8 protein-coding genes are annotated in these 18,139 nt (G+C 39.6%); all 8 read left to right on the top strand.

Features of this window, described 5'->3' with window-relative positions:
• Nucleotides 1–30 precede the first annotated feature (30 nt).
• The 8 genes from FC093_RS11580 to FC093_RS11545 all read left to right on the top strand — a co-directional run bounded on the left by FC093_RS11580 (nucleotide 31) and on the right by FC093_RS11545 (nucleotide 18,018).
• Nucleotides 31–2,484, top strand: coding sequence for an ABC transporter permease (locus tag FC093_RS11580; protein WP_137261946.1), 2,454 nt, complete (start codon nucleotides 31–33; stop codon nucleotides 2,482–2,484).
• A gap of 199 nt (nucleotides 2,485–2,683) precedes the next feature.
• On the top strand, nucleotides 2,684–5,083 hold the full coding sequence (locus FC093_RS11575) for an ABC transporter permease (RefSeq protein WP_137261945.1): 2,400 nt from the start codon (nucleotides 2,684–2,686) through the stop codon (nucleotides 5,081–5,083).
• Between the two features lie 44 nt (nucleotides 5,084–5,127).
• The gene (locus tag FC093_RS11570) at nucleotides 5,128–7,524 is read left to right on the top strand and encodes an ABC transporter permease (RefSeq protein ID WP_137261944.1); all 2,397 of its coding nucleotides are present in this window, start codon (nucleotides 5,128–5,130) and stop codon (nucleotides 7,522–7,524) included.
• A 153-nt stretch (nucleotides 7,525–7,677) separates the two neighbouring features.
• On the top strand, nucleotides 7,678–7,908 hold the full coding sequence (locus tag FC093_RS11565; protein ID WP_137261943.1) for a hypothetical protein: 231 nt from the start codon (nucleotides 7,678–7,680) through the stop codon (nucleotides 7,906–7,908).
• Nucleotides 7,909–7,938: 30 nt separating this feature from the next.
• A complete protein-coding gene (locus tag FC093_RS11560; protein WP_137261942.1) occupies nucleotides 7,939–10,362 on the top strand; it encodes an ABC transporter permease in 2,424 nt (807 codons plus the stop codon).
• Between the two features lie 51 nt (nucleotides 10,363–10,413).
• Nucleotides 10,414–12,765 (top strand): ABC transporter permease, encoded by a 2,352-nt coding sequence (locus tag FC093_RS11555; protein WP_137261941.1) that lies wholly within the window; start codon nucleotides 10,414–10,416, stop codon nucleotides 12,763–12,765.
• A gap of 75 nt (nucleotides 12,766–12,840) precedes the next feature.
• Complete coding sequence (locus FC093_RS11550) at nucleotides 12,841–15,288, top strand: ABC transporter permease (RefSeq protein ID WP_137261940.1); 2,448 nt, start codon at nucleotides 12,841–12,843, stop codon at nucleotides 15,286–15,288.
• Nucleotides 15,289–15,594: 306 nt separating this feature from the next.
• On the top strand, nucleotides 15,595–18,018 hold the full coding sequence (locus FC093_RS11545; protein WP_137261939.1) for an ABC transporter permease: 2,424 nt from the start codon (nucleotides 15,595–15,597) through the stop codon (nucleotides 18,016–18,018).
• The last annotated feature ends 121 nt before the right edge of the window (nucleotides 18,019–18,139 follow it).

The following is an 18,139-nucleotide window of genomic DNA, read 5'->3' as shown; positions in this document are numbered from 1 at the left end:
TAATTTATAATTCCTGCAAAACTATCTTTTATGTTCAAAAATTATTTCATTACTGCATTCAGAAACTTTTGGCGCAACAAAATTTTCTCAATAATTAATGTATTGGGATTATCCATTGGCATCAGTGCTGCGCTCGTAATATTCCTTATTGCTTATTACGAATTCAGCTACGATAAATTTGAGCCTGGTAGAGACAGGATTTACCGTGTTGTGCTCGATGCAAAATTCAATGGCGACGAAGTGCACAGCGCTGCTGTACCTGCACCTTTAAGCGGCGCTATACAAAACGAAGTGACCGGCGTTGAGCAAACTGTTCCCATTATGCAATTTCAGGGTGACGGCACTGCAAAAGTAAGCGTCGTAAAAGAAGGTACTGACAAACCACCCGTATTTAAAAAGCAACCAGATATTGTTTATACCAATCCGCAATATTTTTATCTGGTGCCTCACAAATGGATTGCAGGTTCACCAAAATCTTCTTTACAGGATCCTTTCAATGTTGTACTAACTGAAAGCAGGGCAAAGCTATATTTCCCGTCATTGTCTGCAAGCGATATTATTGGCAGGCAAATAAATTATAATGATGATATTACTGCAACAGTTTCGGGCATTGTACAGGATTTGAATGAGCATACAAGTTTTACCGCTGTTGAATTTATTTCGTTTGCCACCATTGCAAAAACACACTTGCAGGATAAATTTATGATGAATGTCTGGAACGACTGGATGGCATATTCTAACCTGTATGTGAAACTTGCAGAAGGTGGCAATGCTCAACAAACAGAAGCACAATTAAAAATGCTCTTAAATAAATATAATAAAGATGCAAACAAAGACGCAGCCAATACCATGAGCTTTCGCCTGCAACCTTTGAACGATGTTCATTTTAATAGTCTGTATAATGGTTTTGGACAAAGAATTGCACATAAACCAACGCTATATGGTTTGTTTGCCATTGCAGCTTTTCTTCTATTGTTAGCATGTATCAACTTTATCAATCTTACTACAGCCAATGCATCACAACGTGCAAAGGAAATTGGTATAAGAAAAACAATGGGCAGTTCAAGAAAGCAACTGGTGTTTCAATTTCTGGGAGAAACGTTTTTTATTACGGTAATTGCCTCTGTTATTTCTGTTGTAATAACACCGTTGTTGTTGCAATTCTTTGCAGATTTTATTCCGCCAGGCTTACGCTTTGATCTTCAGGAGCAGCCTTATGTGGTTGTGTTTTTATGCATGCTTACTGTTTTTGTAAGCTTTATTTCGGGCTTGTATCCTGCACTCATATTATCAGGATATAAACCCGTAATTGTTTTAAAGAACCAGGCTTTTACGAACGGCAGTGAAACACGCCATGCATGGATAAGAAAGGCGCTAACAGTTTCGCAGTTTGTGGTAGCGCAGTTTTTTATTATCGGAACAATGATGGTAAGCAAGCAAATCAACTATTCATTGAATACAGATTTAGGCTTTAATAAAGAGGGCATCATCACGTTTGTAACACCGCGTGATACAGCAGCTGTGCATGGACAACAATTAATAAATGCTATCAATGCTATTCCTGAAGTGGAAGTTGCAAGCAGGGGATTTCTCTCGCCGGCAGAAGAAGGTGCCGCTTTTTCTAACGTATCTTATACGCCAAAGCCGGAGATAAAAGCGCAGGTGCAGATAAGATGGGGCGACCCGAATTACTTTAAAGTGTATGGAATAAAACTGCTTGCAGGAAGAAATGTAGAACCGAGTGATACCATCAAAGAATTAATCATTAATAACACCTACGCAAAATTGCTGGGCTTTCAAGAGCCAGAAGATGCTATCGGGAAACAATTAGACATTAGTGGCAAGAGTAAACCGATAGTGGGTGTAATGCACGATTTTCATGATCAATCTATGCATACGCCTATAACACCGCTGATATTCGAAGGACGCACCGGAGGTTTTTTCCATATCAGGCTAAAACCAAATACTCCAGGCGGCATAATGTGGCAAACTGCTATCGCAAAAATTCAAAAAGCTTTTAAACAAATTTATCCCGATGAAGACTTTGACTACAAATTTTACGACGATACCATTGCGTCATTTTATGCAAGTGAACAACGAACTGCAAGCCTGCTAAAATGGGCAACAGGTCTTACCATATTCATAAGTTGTCTTGGTTTATTAGGTCTTGTTATGTACACTATCAACACACGCAGAAAAGAAATAGGTATAAGAAAAGTGCTTGGTGCTTCGGTTGCAAATATTGTTTCTGTCTTATCAGCAGACTTTATGCAGCTCGTTTTTCTTGCTTTTGTTATTGCTGCACCATTGGCGTGGTGGGCAATATATGAATGGTTGCAGGATTATGCTTATAGAACAACCATGAGCTGGTGGGTATTTATTGTGAGCGGTTCTGCCATGCTGTTGATAGCATTAATCACTTTAAGCATTCAAACCATCAAAGCGGCAACAGCCAACCCGGTGAAGAGCTTGCGAACAGAATAAAGTCCTCCCTTTAGGGAGGACTTAGGTGGGCTCCATAACCGTACAAAAGGTGTTCGATAACGGACACCTTTTTTTGTGCCAGCGCTGAAATGTAAGCTGGTAAAGGATTGTAGGGTTGGCATAGCCGTTGAAAAACGAAACTTGTTGCGTGTGCTTTGTCGCTTTTATTAAATTTCATATCATACTTATCCGCCCGTTTATGGTTAAGAACTATTTCAAAATAGCCTGGCGTTATATTATTAAACACCGGTTTTATTCGCTGGTAAATATCATTGGTTTATCAACGGGTATTGCTTTTATATTGCTCATTGCTGCTTATGTGTGGGGCGAATGGCAGGTGAATAAACATCTAAAAGAGGCAGACCGGCAATACATTCTCCAGAGTAAATGGAAAAATGCGAATGAAGGCTTTGAGTTAGCGACACTGGGACCATTGGCAAAAGCCTTAAAAGAAAATTATCCAAACCTGGTTGCCAATTATTACCGGTATGATGGCATTACCACCAACGTGTCAAAAGGTGATAAAAGCTTCAGGGAAGGCTTGCAGGTGGGTGACAGCACGCTGCTCAATATGTATGGATTTACTTTGTTGCAAGGCAATGCTCAAACAGCTTTGAATGATCCATTTACGATTGTAATTACTGCAGATAAAGCCTTTAAATATTTTGGCAAAACGGATGTGGTTGGGCAAACGCTCACTATAGAGAACTTTTCAGGCTCCAAGCACGATTTTTTGATTACGGGTGTAATGAGAAATCCATCAAAAAATTCTGTCACGGCACTTACTAATAATTACCCTAATGAATTGTTTGTTTCGGATGCCAATCTTACTTTTTTTGGCAGAGATATGAGCTGGCAAAATCCTTTTATTGCCGGGTATATTGAACTGCAAAAAGGCATTACACCAAAAGACCTGGAAAAGCCGATTGCGCAATTGCTGAAGCAGCATGCGCCACCACAGTTTGTTGCTGATCTCACGCCTTATCTCGTTTCCTTGCAGGATTATTATTTCGCTGCTAATAACCGGCTTGTACAAAAGATGGTGTATGCGTTATCAGCTATTGCACTGTTCATTTTGCTGATGGCAGTTATCAATTTCATCAACATGGCGGTGAGCCGCTCTACCGCAAGAATGCGGGAAATTGGCATCCGTAAAGTGCTGGGCGGCTTAAAAAAGCAATTGATTATACAGTTTCTTGTGGAGTCCATTATCATAGTATTTTTTGCGACAGCAGTAGCCTTTATTTTATATGCTGCATCCAAAAATTTGTTTAGCAATATCGTAAGCAAAGACATTCCTTCATTGGCAGATTTTCCATTGTATTTTATAGTCTTCCCGATTGTATTTGTTTTCATTCTAGGCTTTGTTGCAGGCATCTATCCCGCTTTTGTGCTGTCTTCCTTAAAATCGGTAGAATCATTAAAAGGAAAACTGTCTGCAGTAAAAGAAAATGTGTTGCTGAGAAAATCGTTAACGGCGTTTCAGTTTGCAACGGCAATCATTGCGTTTACCGGGGCTATTATCATCTCCCAACAAATCCATTTGTTTCTTAGCAATAATCTTGGATATGATAAAGAATATGTTGTTTCGGCACAGGTGCCGCGCGATTGGTCGCAGGCGGGCGTAGATAAAATGATAACGGTACGCAATGAGTTTGCATCCATGCCAATGGTGCAAAGTGTAGCACTTTCTTACGAAATTCCGGATGGTAACAATATAGGTCAGTCTTATATGTATAAGCAGGGGGGCGACAGCGCAACTGCTGTTCCGATGCAGGTGTTAGTATCGGACGAAAACTATAGCAGTGTGTACAAGATACCTTTACAGGCAGGTGCATTCTTTGATGGCAATAAGCTGGATTCGGGAAAAATAATCATGAATGAAACGGCTGCACGTACGTTTGGTTTTAAGAATCCATCTGACGCCATTGGGCAACAAATAAGAAGTGCAGGCGATCAAACGGTGTATGTGGTTAAAGGAATTACCAACGATTTTCATTTTGGTTCTATGCAGCAAAAGGTAGCACCTATTGTACTATTCAATGTGCAATTTGCGCAGGTTTACCGCTATTTTTCTTTTAAAATAAAGCCCGGAAATATAAACACTGCCATCTATGCATTGCAGCAGAAATGGGCTTCCTTAATGCCCGGTGCTCCGTTTGAGTACACTTTTATGGACGACACCTTAGCCAAACTGTATAAATCCGAGATACAGTTGAAGAAAGCCTCTTATACAGCTACTGTATTGGCATTGATTATTGTATTGCTCGGTGTGTTGGGTTTGATCTCTTTAAGCATTCAAAAAAGAACAAAAGAGATTGGCATCAGAAAAGTGTTGGGTTCTTCTGTTGCAGCTATTGTTGCCTTGTTTATAAAAGAATTTTTGTGGGTGATAATCATCGGCGGCGTAGTGGCTTGTCCGCTGGCTTACATGCTTATGCACAACTGGCTGCAGGGTTATGCTTATCGCATCAACATTACGGCAATGCCATTCATTATAGCGATTGTATTATTAGGCTTTATCACTGCTTTGCTGATTTGTTTGCAAACGATTAAAGCCGCTTTAACTAATCCGGTGAAGAGCCTGAGAACGGAGTGAGAGGTTGTCAGTTGTGAATAGAATATCCATTATAAACTGTTTATATGTTCAAGAACTATCTCAAAACTGCATGGAGGAATTTATGGAAGCATAAAGTGTTTTCCATGCTCAACATCATTGGATTGTCCATTGGTGTTGCTGCCTGTATTGTAATACTGCTGTTTGTATTTTATGAAAGAAGCTTTGATAATTTCCATACCAAAAACATTTATCGCCTCAACGAAGTACAGAAGTTTGAAGGCATGGTGTCTTCGCAGAAAGTAGCCTTGTCTATGTTCCCGATGGCACCTACTTTAAAAAATGAATTCCCGGAGATAAAAAATTTTACGCGTGTACACTGGACAGGGAAATATGAAATGACTTATGGCGATAAGCGGATATACTTTGCTGAATCTTTTTTCGTGGATTCTACTTTTTTGCAACTCTTCGATTTTCCATTATTGCAAGGCAACAAACAAACCGTTTTGCAAAAGCCAAACAGTGTAGTACTAACAGCAGCCAGTGCTGAAAAGTTGTTTGGTAAAGAAAATCCTGTTGGAAAAACCATTACCCACTACGGCGGCGATACTACCAGTTTTATGGTGACCGGTGTTTTAAAAGATGTACCGCAAAACTCACAGATGCAATTTGATGCATTGTACAGCTTCAGTTCTATTTACCAGCCGTGGATGTTTGATAACTGGGGCGGCAACTGGCTGAATACCTATCTTGAACTGGCACCCAACACCAACGTGGCTGCATTAGAAAAGAAATTTCCTGCTTACCTAAAAAAATACATGAAGGAAGGACAGTGGAAAAGCTATGAATTATTTCTGTTGCCTTTAAAAGAGGTACACGCAGGTGCATCGGAAATAGGGCTGGATTATGTCAACTATCAAAAATTTGATAAGCATTATACCAATATTTTTTTCTCCATTGCACTCATTGTACTCCTGATTGCCTGTATCAATTTTATGAATCTCTCTACCGCACGTTCTGCAGAAAGAGCAAAGGAAGTAGGGATTCGTAAATCCATAGGTGCACAGCGTTTTCAGCTATCATTTCAGTTTCTGAGCGAAACCATTTTGTTATCATTTATTGCCTTGGTATTTGCCGTTATATTGGTTAAACTGGCTTTGCCATTTGTAAATAATCTCAGCGGAAGACAATTGAGTTTGCCCCTATTTTCCAAGCCCGGAGTGCTATTCCTGTTGTTAGCAGGAATAATAATCGTGGGCATTATCTCGGGTTTGTATCCTGCTGCTTATCTTTCTTCTTTTCAACCCGTTAAAGTATTGAAAGGCTCGGTACAAACGGGTAAAAATAAAGGGCTGGTCAGAAATATTTTGGTAGTAGGGCAATTTGCGAGTGCTATTTTTTTAATGGTGGCTACCATTTTTGTAGTGAAGCAGTTAAGCTATATGCGAACACAAGATCCGGGTTTCAACAGAAGCCAGGTATTGAATGTTTCGCTGGATGAGGTAACCTATAGAAAATTTGATGTATTAAAGCAGGATTTATTAAAAAGCTCCCTGATTGCAGGCGTTACCGGTGCGCAGGATGTACTGGGTAGTCATTTAGATCAGTCGGGTGTTGAATTTAGAGGAGATGGACCTTTGCGGCAGTTGAGTTCAACCCGTTTAATTGTAGATCCGGATTATTTAAAATTATACAACATACCCGTTGTTCTTGGCAGCAATTTCTCATCTGAAACCTCGGCTAACGGAAAAGAGTTTATCATTAATCAGGCATTAGCCAGAGAGCTGTTAAAAGATAATCCTAAAGCTCCCATGTCTTCACTATTAGGTAAACATTTTGGTTTCGATTCTACCGGAACCATTGTAGGTATTGCTAAGGACTTCAACTTTAATTCACTGCACTACAAGATTGAAACCATGTTCCTGTTCAATCAAAAAGATTGGGGCTTTAGCAATTTGTCAATCAAAGTAAATCCGGGCAAAACAAAAGAGGCATTGGCATATATTCAATCTGTATGGAACAGCAATTGCCCCGATCATCCTTTTGAATACCAGTTTTTGGATGATCATTTTGCAGAAGTATATAAAGCGGATGCACAGGTAAGTAACATAGTGGGCATATTAGCTGCGCTTGCCATTATCATTTCGTCGCTTGGTTTGTTTGGGCTGGCTTCTTATGCAGCCGAAAAAAGAGTAAAAGAAGTAGGCATTCGCAAAGTGATGGGTGCTTCTGTGCAAAGCATTGTGGCATTACTCTCCAGGCAGTTTATCAAACTTGTTTTAATTGCCAATCTTATTGCATGGCCAATAGCATGGTTCGCTATCAACACGTGGTTGCAGGATTATGCATACCGTATCAATATTAGTTGGTGGGTGTTTGTAATAGCCGGTATGGTAGCTATGTTGATTGCTTTACTTACAGTCAGCTTTCAGGCTATCAAAGCAGCCATAGCCAACCCGGTAAAAAATTTAAGAACGGAGTGAGGCTTTGATTTGGAGTTCTTTATGGCAAGTAAAAAATCTCTGCCAGAGAAAATACAAACTACTCCAGGCAGCAGGGTATGTGGAAGGGTAAGCAGGGTAACAGTTTACGAAACGCAAAATTATTATTTATCTATTCAATCAAAAACAACAACTATGAAATATATCTTTCAGATAGCGGTCGTCCTATTGCTCTTATCTTCCTGCCACGGTAATCATTATACCAAAAAAGTATCAATACAAAAGAATACATTAACGCTTACTGTAGATGTGGAAAATGATAAGCAGGATATAGATTATAAACACAGCTTCGATATTACCGGTATGACCAAACAGGAGCAAAAAGCTTTGGTGCAACACATATATGATTCACTTGGAGTGGAGTAATAAAAACCCTAATAATAAAACACTTTTGCAATGTTTAAGAATTATTTGAAAACGAGCATTCGTTCTTTATTAAAAAACAAAACCTTCAGTTTTATCAACATTTTTGGTTTGGCAGTAGGTACCCTTTGCTGCATTTATATTTTGCTGTACATCGAAGATCAGTACAGTTATGATAAGCACCACAACAATGTACAGGACATTTATCGTATCACTTCATCATTAGCTTCAAAAGGGGAGAAGCATAATATGTCCACGGCTTCGCCGCCTATCGCGCCTGCCTTGAAGAACGACTTTGCCGAAGTAAAGCAATTTACACGCCTGGTAACGACAATTGGTGCAAAACAACACTTACTTAGTTATAAGGAAAAGTCTTTTTACGAACAGGATGCTGTATTCGTTGACTCTACTTTCTTTGATGTATTTACCTATCATTTTGTTAATGGTAAGAGCTTGAAAGTATTGGACGAGCCATACTCCGTGGTATTGCTCAAACCCGTTGCAGATAAGCTCTTCGGCAATGAAGACCCGGTTGGAAAAGTAATTGAAATTAATAATACGTATGGTAAAAACAACTTTAAAGTAACCGGCGTTGTAGATGAAAGCTTTGGCAAATCGCACATCAAAGCAAATATGTTCATTGCAATGAACAGTGGCGGTATGGGAGAATATGTAAGGCAGAACGATGCCTGGGCCGGCAATAATTTTACCAATGCGTATGTAAAGCTTCAACCTAATACGAATGTTGCTGCTTTAGAAGCTAAACTACCTCAGTTTTTGCAGAGTCATGGCGCGCAACAATTGAAAACTTTCGGTTTTGATAAGCAGTTGCATTTGCAGCCTGTAAGTTCCATACATACCACTACCGGTTATGAAGCGGAAATGACTAAAACTGTAAGTCCTTCTTTACTGTATATTTTGTTGCTTATTGCTGTTTTGATACAAGTGATTGCCTGTATAAATTTCATGAATTTATCTACGGCACGTGCATCCAAAAGAGCGAAAGAAGTAGGTGTAAGAAAAGTAATTGGCGCAGAGCGCAAAGATTTGATTAAACAATTCCTGAGCGAGTCTTTTTTACTATCGCTGGTTGGTGTATTGATTGCTTTGCCTTTACTGTTATTGGCTTTGCCTTTCTTAAATCGCATTACCGGCGCAGATATACAATATTCATTTCTCGCCAATTACAGGTTATGGTTTTTACTTGCGGGCATTGTTGTTATAACCGGTTTAATTGCCGGTAGTTATCCTGCATTTTATCTTTCTGCATTTCAGGCAATTAAAGTTATTAAAGGAAACTTTACTAACCAGATATCGGCAGCCGGTATCCGTCGTTCGCTGGTAGTGTTTCAGTTTGTGTTGTCTATCATACTCATTGCTGGCATTATAGTCATTTATAGTCAGCTCCGCTATACGGAGAACAAAGATTTGGGTTTCGATAAAAACCAAAAGCTGGTATTTAGCTTTTATACTCAGGATACTAAAAGCAAAATGCAATCTTTTGCTGATGATCTGCGTGGTTTGGCAGAAGTAAAGAATGTAAGCAAAGCCAACAATTATCTCAGCCAGTTTGTAATTAACGATATGGGTGTGTACCTCGCAGGGGGCAATATGGCAAATGGTACCAATGTGCAGTTCATGATTACTGATGAATATTTTGCGAAAGCAAACGGCATTAAAATAATCAGTGGCAGAGATTTTCATTTGTACGATTCGGGTAAAGTTTTGGTAAATGAAACTTTGCTTAAAAGGCTTGGCTTAACACCCGAAAAAGCAATTGGTACCCGACTTTACTCAAAATTTGATCCCGACCCGGAATTTTATTCTGAGATAGCCGGTGTAATGAAAGACTTTAATTATAATTCATTGCACGACGAAATAAGACCATTCATGTTGGCCTACAGCCAGAATGAAAGCATGTTTTCACATTTAATAGTAGCCACCGATAGCAAAAATTACCAGGCTTTACTACAAAAAATAAAGGCAATATGGCAAAAAGATTTCCCGGCTGTGCCTTTTGAATATACTTTCCTGGATGATGAAGTGCAAAAGCAATATGAAACAGAAATTACTTTATCACGCATTATTAACTCTTTTACGTTAATGGCAATAATTATTTCCTGTTTGGGCTTGTTTGGTTTGGCTGCCTTTAGTGCCGAACAACGCCGGAAGGAAATTGGAGTACGTAAAGTATTAGGTGCAAGCATATTCAATTTGACTACGCTGTTATCCAGCGACTTCTTAAAATTGGTTGCTATTGCCATTGTGATTGCAACACCGGTTGCCTGGTGGGCTATGAGCAAGTGGTTACAATCATTTGCTTACCGCATTGATATTAGCTGGTGGATGTTTGCTATAGCTGGTTTGGTTGCCGTGTTGATTGCTTTGGTAACGGTAAGTTTTCAATCTATTAAAGCAGCCATTGCCAACCCGGTGAAGAGTTTGAGAAGTGAATAAATATCAGCTAACAGCTAATTACTGAAAGCTATTAGCAAAAACAAAGAACTTATGTTTAAGAATTATTTTAAAACAGCGTGGCGGAACCTTTTCAGAAACAAAGGATTTTCTATCACCAACATTCTTGGATTAACTACCGGCATTGCATGCACCATTTTTATTTTACTATGGGTGTATGATGAACTTACTTATGACAAGTTTCAAAAGAACTATGATAACATTTACCAGGTTATTGCTAACCGCGATTTTAATAACCAGATTTTTACCGACAGGAGCATGGCGATGCCTTTTGCCAGTGCACTCCAAAACAGCTCACCACAGATAAAAGATGCGGTTGTTACCACCTACCGGCAACAAAATTTGCTCACTTATAACAACAATAAAATAAAGAAAGATGGCTACGTGGTAAGTGATCATTTCTTTAATGTTTTCTCATGGCAGTTTATAAAAGGCAATGCAGCCACCGCACTGAAATATCCTAACTCTATTGTACTTACAGAAGATGCGGCAAAAGCTTTTTTTGGAAATGAGGATCCTATTAATAAAGTGCTTACTATTAATAACGACAAGAGTGTAAAAGTTACTGCGATTGTTAAGCATGCACCTGGTAACTCTACTTTTCAGTTTGACTGGATAACACCTTTTAACTACGATGATCCGGGTACAAAAAGTGCCATGAATGAATGGATTAATTCTTCGTGGAATGTGTTTTTGCAAACAGTGCCAAATGCGGACACAGCTTTATTGAATAAGACGATCACCAAAATAAAAAGGTCGCATGGCAATGATGAAATCAGCAGTTATTTTGTTTTCCCGATGAGTCACTGGCATTTGTACAGCGATTTTGAAAACGGAAAGAACACGGGTGGCATGATTGAGTATGTCCGTTTATTTTCCATTATTGCAATTATCATACTGCTGATAGCCTGCATCAACTTCATGAATCTTTCAACCGCCAGAAGCGAAAAACGTGCAAAAGAAGTGGGTATTAGAAAAACGCTGGGCTCTAACAAAAATCAATTAATAGCACAATTTTTCTGCGAGTCTTTTATCTTAACGCTCATTGCATTTGTTCTTGCAATTGCCGTAGTTGCTTTATTGTTACCATCGTTTAACTTAATGGTTGATAAGCAACTTTCATTAAGCATAACACAGCCTTTATTCTGGGTAATGGCGGTAGTTATTATTTCGTTTACAGCCTTTGTTGCAGGAAGTTATCCAGCATTATATCTTTCTTCATTCAACCCGGTAAAGGTTTTGAAAGGAACCATTATTGCCGGTAAAAAAACAGTATTGCCAAGGCATATACTCGTCACTGCGCAATTTATTATTTCTATTTTATTGATATCTGCCACCATCATCGTTTACCAGCAAATAAAACATGTACAGGACCGCGATATGGGTTATAATCCTAATGGTCTTGTGATGGTTCCTTCTACACCTGATACGGATAAAAGTTTTGCAGCGCTAAAAAATGAATTACTTGCATCGGGTATTATAACCGATGTTACCAGAACATCATCACCCATAACAGAAGTTTGGTGGAATACCGGTGCGCCGGACTATGATGGTAAGCCTGCAAATGCGCAAATCATCATGGGCGGTTTATCTGTTGATGTTGGCTTTGCCAAAACCATGAACGTAAAAATGTTGCAGGGGCACGACTTTACGGGAACACCAGCAGATTCGTCTTCGATGCTGTTAAATAAAGCTGCCGTTGATGCAATGAAGTTGAAAAACCCGATTGGCATGCAGATGCGTTATGGAAGAACCTATACGGTAATTGGCGTAACTGATAATGTAATTATGACGTCGCCATTTGAACCTCCTTACCCGATGCTGATGGTGTATGATGGAAATAACTCCTATGCGAATAACATGCGCATTAAAAGTGGAGTGCCTGCGCAAAAAGCAATCGCCTTTTTAGAAAAAGTATTCAAAAAATATAATCCGTCTGTGCCTTTTGAATACAAATTCGTTGACCAGGAATTTCAAAAGAAATTTATTACGGAAGAGTTAATCAGCAAGCTCACCAATATTTTTTCTGCTTTGGCAATTTTTATTTGTTGCCTCGGTTTGGCTGGTTTGGCATCATTCACTATCGAAAAACGTTTCCGGGAAATTGGCGTGCGCAAAGTGCTGGGTGCCAGTGTGCAGCAATTGCTAATGCTGATATCCAAAGAGTTTTTAAAGCTTGTGGTAATAGCCTTTGTAATTGCTGTGCCGCTTACTTATTGGTTAATGAATAACTGGCTTGAAAACTATAATTACCGCATCAGCATTAGCCTGTGGCTTTTTGTTATTGTAGGCTTTGCCATGTTTGCATTAACACTGGCTGTGGTGAGTTTAAATACAATAAAAGCAGCAACAGGCAATCCGGTGAAGAGTTTGAGAACAGAGTAGGCTAAACCGGATTTAGGGATTAGTGGATTTGCAGGATGGTATTAAAAGTAAAGCATACAGCATAAAACATCTTCTATGTTTAAGAACTATTTAAGAATTGCATTCCGTAATATCTTTAAAAGGAAAGGCTATTCTTTCCTAAATATAGCCGGGCTTGCTATAGGCATGAGTTGCTGCCTGCTCATTTTTCATTACGTCTCTTATGAAAAAAGCTATGATCAGTTTGAACCTGATGCAAAGCAAGTAGTGCGGGTAAGATTGGATAGCTATCAGAAAGGCGTATTGGCGTATAAGTCGGCAACTTCATATCCTGCTATTGCACCTACTATGAAAAGGGACTTTCCGGAAGTAGATCAATTTTGCAGGCTAATTGATGATGAGTTACTACTTTCCAACGAAGCGCAGGACAAAAAGTTTTCGGAAAACAAAGGTTATTATGCCGACCCTGCAACAATAGATATGTTTGGATTGCATTTTATAAGAGGTAATCCAAACACTGCTTTGAACGGACCTGATAAAATTATTCTTTCAGAATCAACAGCAAAGAAATATTTTGGTAATGGAGAGGCGCTTGGTAAGACGTTAATCAACCGCAATGGCTCGCATGTGCAGCCATTTGAGGTAACAGGCATTTACAAAGACTTTCCTGCTAACTCCCATTTAATCATGAATTATCTGGTTTCGTATGCAACGCTGGGCCAAGAGCTGCGTATAATGGGTGATAGTTCCAATGCAAGTGAAACCGCGTGGGGCTGGTACGATTTCTACGTGTACCTGCAATTAAAGCCAGGTATAGATTACAAAAGCTTAGAAGCCAAATTACCTGCTTTTACAGATAAATACATCAACAGCCAGGGATGGAATAAAGATAACAACCGGCGTGTGGAGCTGCATTTGATTCCATTGAGTGATATTCATTTGTATTCCAATTACAACCAGGAAGCAGAAGTAAATGGCAACGGGCAAGCAGTGTCGTTTCTTTTTCTGATCGCCATTTTTATTATCTGCATCGCATGGATCAACTATATCAATCTGGCTACGGCAAGATCGGTGGAACGGGCAAAGGAAGTAGGGGTGCGTAAAGTGTTAGGCGCTCTGCGCAGCACCTTAATCAGGCAGTTCTTAACCGAAAGTTTTTTGCTGAATGTTATCTCCTTAGGCATTTCTCTCATCCTCTTTTTTATACTGCTTCACCCTTTTGATACATTTACCGGAAGGGCTACTTATACCGGCATTATGCTTACCAGCAATTACTGGCTGTTGTTTTTCATTCTATTCTTCGGCGGAACATTTCTATCTGGTTTATATCCTGCTTTTGTACTGTCACATTTTAAGCCCATTTCGGTATTAAAAGGTGCTTTTAAAAATACAACGGGTGGGTTATTACTGCGTAAAAGTTTGATTGTAGTGCAGTTTGTAACTTCTGTGGTATTGATTGCCGGAACCATCATTGTGTACCGGCAAATCAACTATATGACCAACCAAAGTATTGGTGCAGATATTAACCAAACATTGGTATTAAAAGGCACACAAACCATTGCTGATTCTTTGTACCAGAATGTTTATCAGCCTTTTAAAACGGCGGTATTGCAGCAGCCCGGTATAAAAAGCATTGCTGCCTCCAGCAGTGTAATGGGCGATGAAGTTTACTGGACCAACAGCTGGAAAAGAGATGGTGACGCGCAATCAACTGCCGTTACGCTATATAATCTTGGTATCGATTACGATTTTATTCCATCCTATAAAATGGAACTGGCAAGCGGCAGAAACTTTTCAAACCAATTTGGTACAGATAAAAAGACAGTAATCTTTAATGAGAATGCCGTTAAATTATTAGGATTTAAAAGTGCTGCCGATGCAGTTAACCAAAAAGTGATTGTTGGCGGGGACGATACCCTAACAATAATCGGTGTTACCAAAAATTTTCATCAGTTGGGTTTGCAAAAAAATATAGACCCGATGGTGCTGAGACTAACACCAAATATATCCACTTTTTACTCCATAAAATGGAACGGTGCCAATTCACAGCAAACCATTGCAACACTTAGAAAATTGTGGAATGAATACTTTCCAAAAGACCCGTTTAATTATTTCTTTTTAGACGAATCTTTTGGTCAGCAATACAAAGCCGATATGCTGTTTGGAAAAGTGTTTGGCTCGTTTGCCTTTCTGGCTATACTGATTGCCTGCTTTGGGTTGCTTGGCTTATCGGCTTATAATGTATTGCAACGCACCAAAGAAATTGGTATCCGGAAAGTATTAGGTGCATCGGTGCAAAGCATTATGGTGTTGCTCTCGCAGGATTTTCTGAAGCTTGTTTTAATCTCTTTATTACTGGCTGTACCTATAGGCTGGTATGTAATGAATAACTGGCTGCAGGATTATGCGTATCGCATCAACATAAGCTGGTGGATATTTCTTACGGCAGGTTTGCTATCGCTCTTTATTGCATTACTCACCATTGGCTTCCAGGTGCTGAAAGCTGCTGTTGATAATCCGGTGAAGAGCCTGCGAACAGAGTAAGACCCCTGAATACCCTGAAAGGGAAACCTTGAGAGGCTTAGAAATAGAAACGATGTTATATAATAATCAAAAAAGCTTCCGCTGAAGTAGGATTTAGGTGGGCTTCACAACCGTACAACAGGTGTTCATTATCGAACACCTTTTTTATTGTAATTGGCTGAAAGCCTTTGCCAGTAAGCTTTTGAGCATTGGCACATCCATTGAAAACTGAATCCTGTTAATTGTAAACTGAATATTAAAGTAGCGATGTAAAACAACTATTTACCATTCACAATTGGCCATTCACAAACTTACAACTCACATAACATGATAAAAAATTATCTGCTCATTGCCATTCGCAACATGCGCCGGTATAAGTTTATATCGTTTATCAACCTGTTTGGACTTACCGTTGGCATTACCTGCTGCCTGCTGATAAGCCTGTATATTGTAAACGAGCTGAGTTACGATCAATACAACAAAAATGCAGAGAACATTTACCGCGTAGAACGCACCTTTAAGAACGCCGAAACCGGTGCACTCTCATTAGAGTTGGGCGCAGTGGCGCCGCCCATCGGGCCATTATTGCAAAACGATTTTAAAGACATTAAAGCCATTACCAGCGTATTGCCAACCGGCACCACAGCATTTAGGTATAAGGATAAAATATTCAACGAGCCGAATGTTTATTTTATTGATGAAAACTTCTTCAAAATTTTTGATGTAAGGGTAACAAAAGGCAATCCAAATGCTGCTTTAAGCGAGCCTTATTCGGTAATGCTTACTGAGGAGATGGCAAAGAAGTACTTTGGAAATGAAGACCCGATAGACAAGATGGTAAAGCTGGATCAGCAGATTACCTGCAAGGTTACCGGCATTTACAAAGCTTTGCCTGCCAATGCACATCTGCATCCGGATATAATGCTGTCGTTTGCTACCTTAAAAGACTCCGCTATTTATGGCGAAGCAAACCTGCGAACCAATTGGGGTAACAATTCATTTTACGATTATCTCCTGTTGCCGCCAAATTATGATGCACAAAAGTTGGAAGCTCAATTTCCGGCTTTCTTAAACCGGCATGTACCGCACGAAGGAGATAAATTTCAACCATCTGCATGGACTTCTTTATCATTAAGAAAGCTGACCGATATTCATTTATATTCACATAAGGATTCTGAAATAGAAGAAAACGGCGACATAAAACGGGTATATATTTTTTCAGCTATCGCCTTGTTTATTTTGTTAATTGCCTGTATCAATTACATGAATCTTTCTACCGCACGCTCGGCTTTACGTGCCAAAGAAATTGGTGTGCGCAAAGTAATAGGTGCCGGCAAAGGAGAGTTGGTTGCTCAGTTTTTGAGTGAGTCTGTACTCGTTTGTGCCATTGCTACTTTGTTTTCTTTCTTTCTTACCTGGCTGGCACTTCCAACATTAAATAATATCTCCGGACAGTCACTTACTATTCAAAGTTTATTTGTTCCTTCTATTATACTGCCGCTGCTTGCAGTGCCATTTGTTGTAGGTATTTTATCAGGCATCTACCCGGCCGTTTTTCTTTCTTCTTTTCAGCCGGCAAAAGTGCTTAAAGGTGTACTAAAAGTGGGCAAAGGAAACTTGTCATTCCGGAAAGTATTGGTGGTTACACAATTTGCTATTTCTATTATTTTAATCATCAGTACGGCGGTTGTTATCAGGCAATTGCAGTATATGCAAAATAAGTCGCTGGGCTTTAGCAAAGACCAGCTTGTTACCTTAAATGATAATGCAGGGTTAAATAATTCTTTTCAGTCTTTCAAAGCGGCTTTACTCGCCAATCCTAATGTAGTAAGTGTAGCAAGATCAAGCCGCATTCCTTCGGGAAGGTTATTGGATAGCCAGGGTTCGCAAATCAGCAATGGCAATTCGCTGGCACCTACCAAAGCCGATATCAAGTATGTACAGGCTGATGAAAACTTTATACCGGCTTACAAAGTAAGGGTAGTAGCCGGCAGCAATTTCTCCAAAACCGATGGGATGGATACCGCTTCGTTTATTATCAACGAAGCAGCGGTGCGTGCGCTGGGTTTGCGTTCTAACGAAGATGCTATAGGTAAACCATTCATGTATGGCAACAGAAAAGGACAAATTATTGGTGTAATTAACGACTTTAATTTTGAATCGCTGCATCAGCAAATTATACCGTTGGTGTTGCTTACTTCTACGGTGCCCAATGGATATAACCGAATCTCTATTAAAGTATCCGGCAATATACCATCTGCCATAGCACACATCGAACAAACCTGGAAAACTTATTTACCAGATACACCTTTTGATTACACGTTCTTAGATGATCGTTTTGACACTTTATACAAAGCCGAACACCAGCAGCAAATGGTCTTTAGCATCTTTGCCGGTATCGCTATTTTCATTGCCTGCCTTGGTTTGTTTGGCTTGTCGGCATTTACCATTACCCAGCGGGTAAAAGAAATTGGCATCCGCAAAGTATTGGGTGCCAGTGTAAGCAGCATTGTAAGTTTAATATCCAAAGAGTTTTTGTTGCTCGTTGCGGTGGCTGCTGTTATTGCGTTTCCTGTTGCATGGTATGCGATGCACAACTGGTTGCAGGATTTTGCTTACCGCACCAATATTGCATGGTGGATATTTATTATGGCAGCTTGTATTGCCATTTTGATTGCTTTGTTCACAATAAGTATTCAATCTATTAAAGCTGCATTATCCAACCCGGTGAAGAGTTTGAGAAGTGAGTAAAGCCCCATCAAACCCTGTCTGCCGACAGGCAGGCTCCCCTAAAGGGGAGGCTTTGAGACATATACAAATATGGTCGACTTAAATAATAATCAAACAAAAAAACCTCCCCTGTCTGCTGACA

The organism is Ilyomonas limi, assembly GCF_005233845.1.
Taxonomy (GTDB): Bacteria; Bacteroidota; Bacteroidia; order Chitinophagales; family Chitinophagaceae; genus Ilyomonas; species Ilyomonas limi.
The sequence above is the reverse complement of the archived record's forward strand: the minus strand, read 5'-3'. Positions and strand labels throughout refer to the sequence as shown.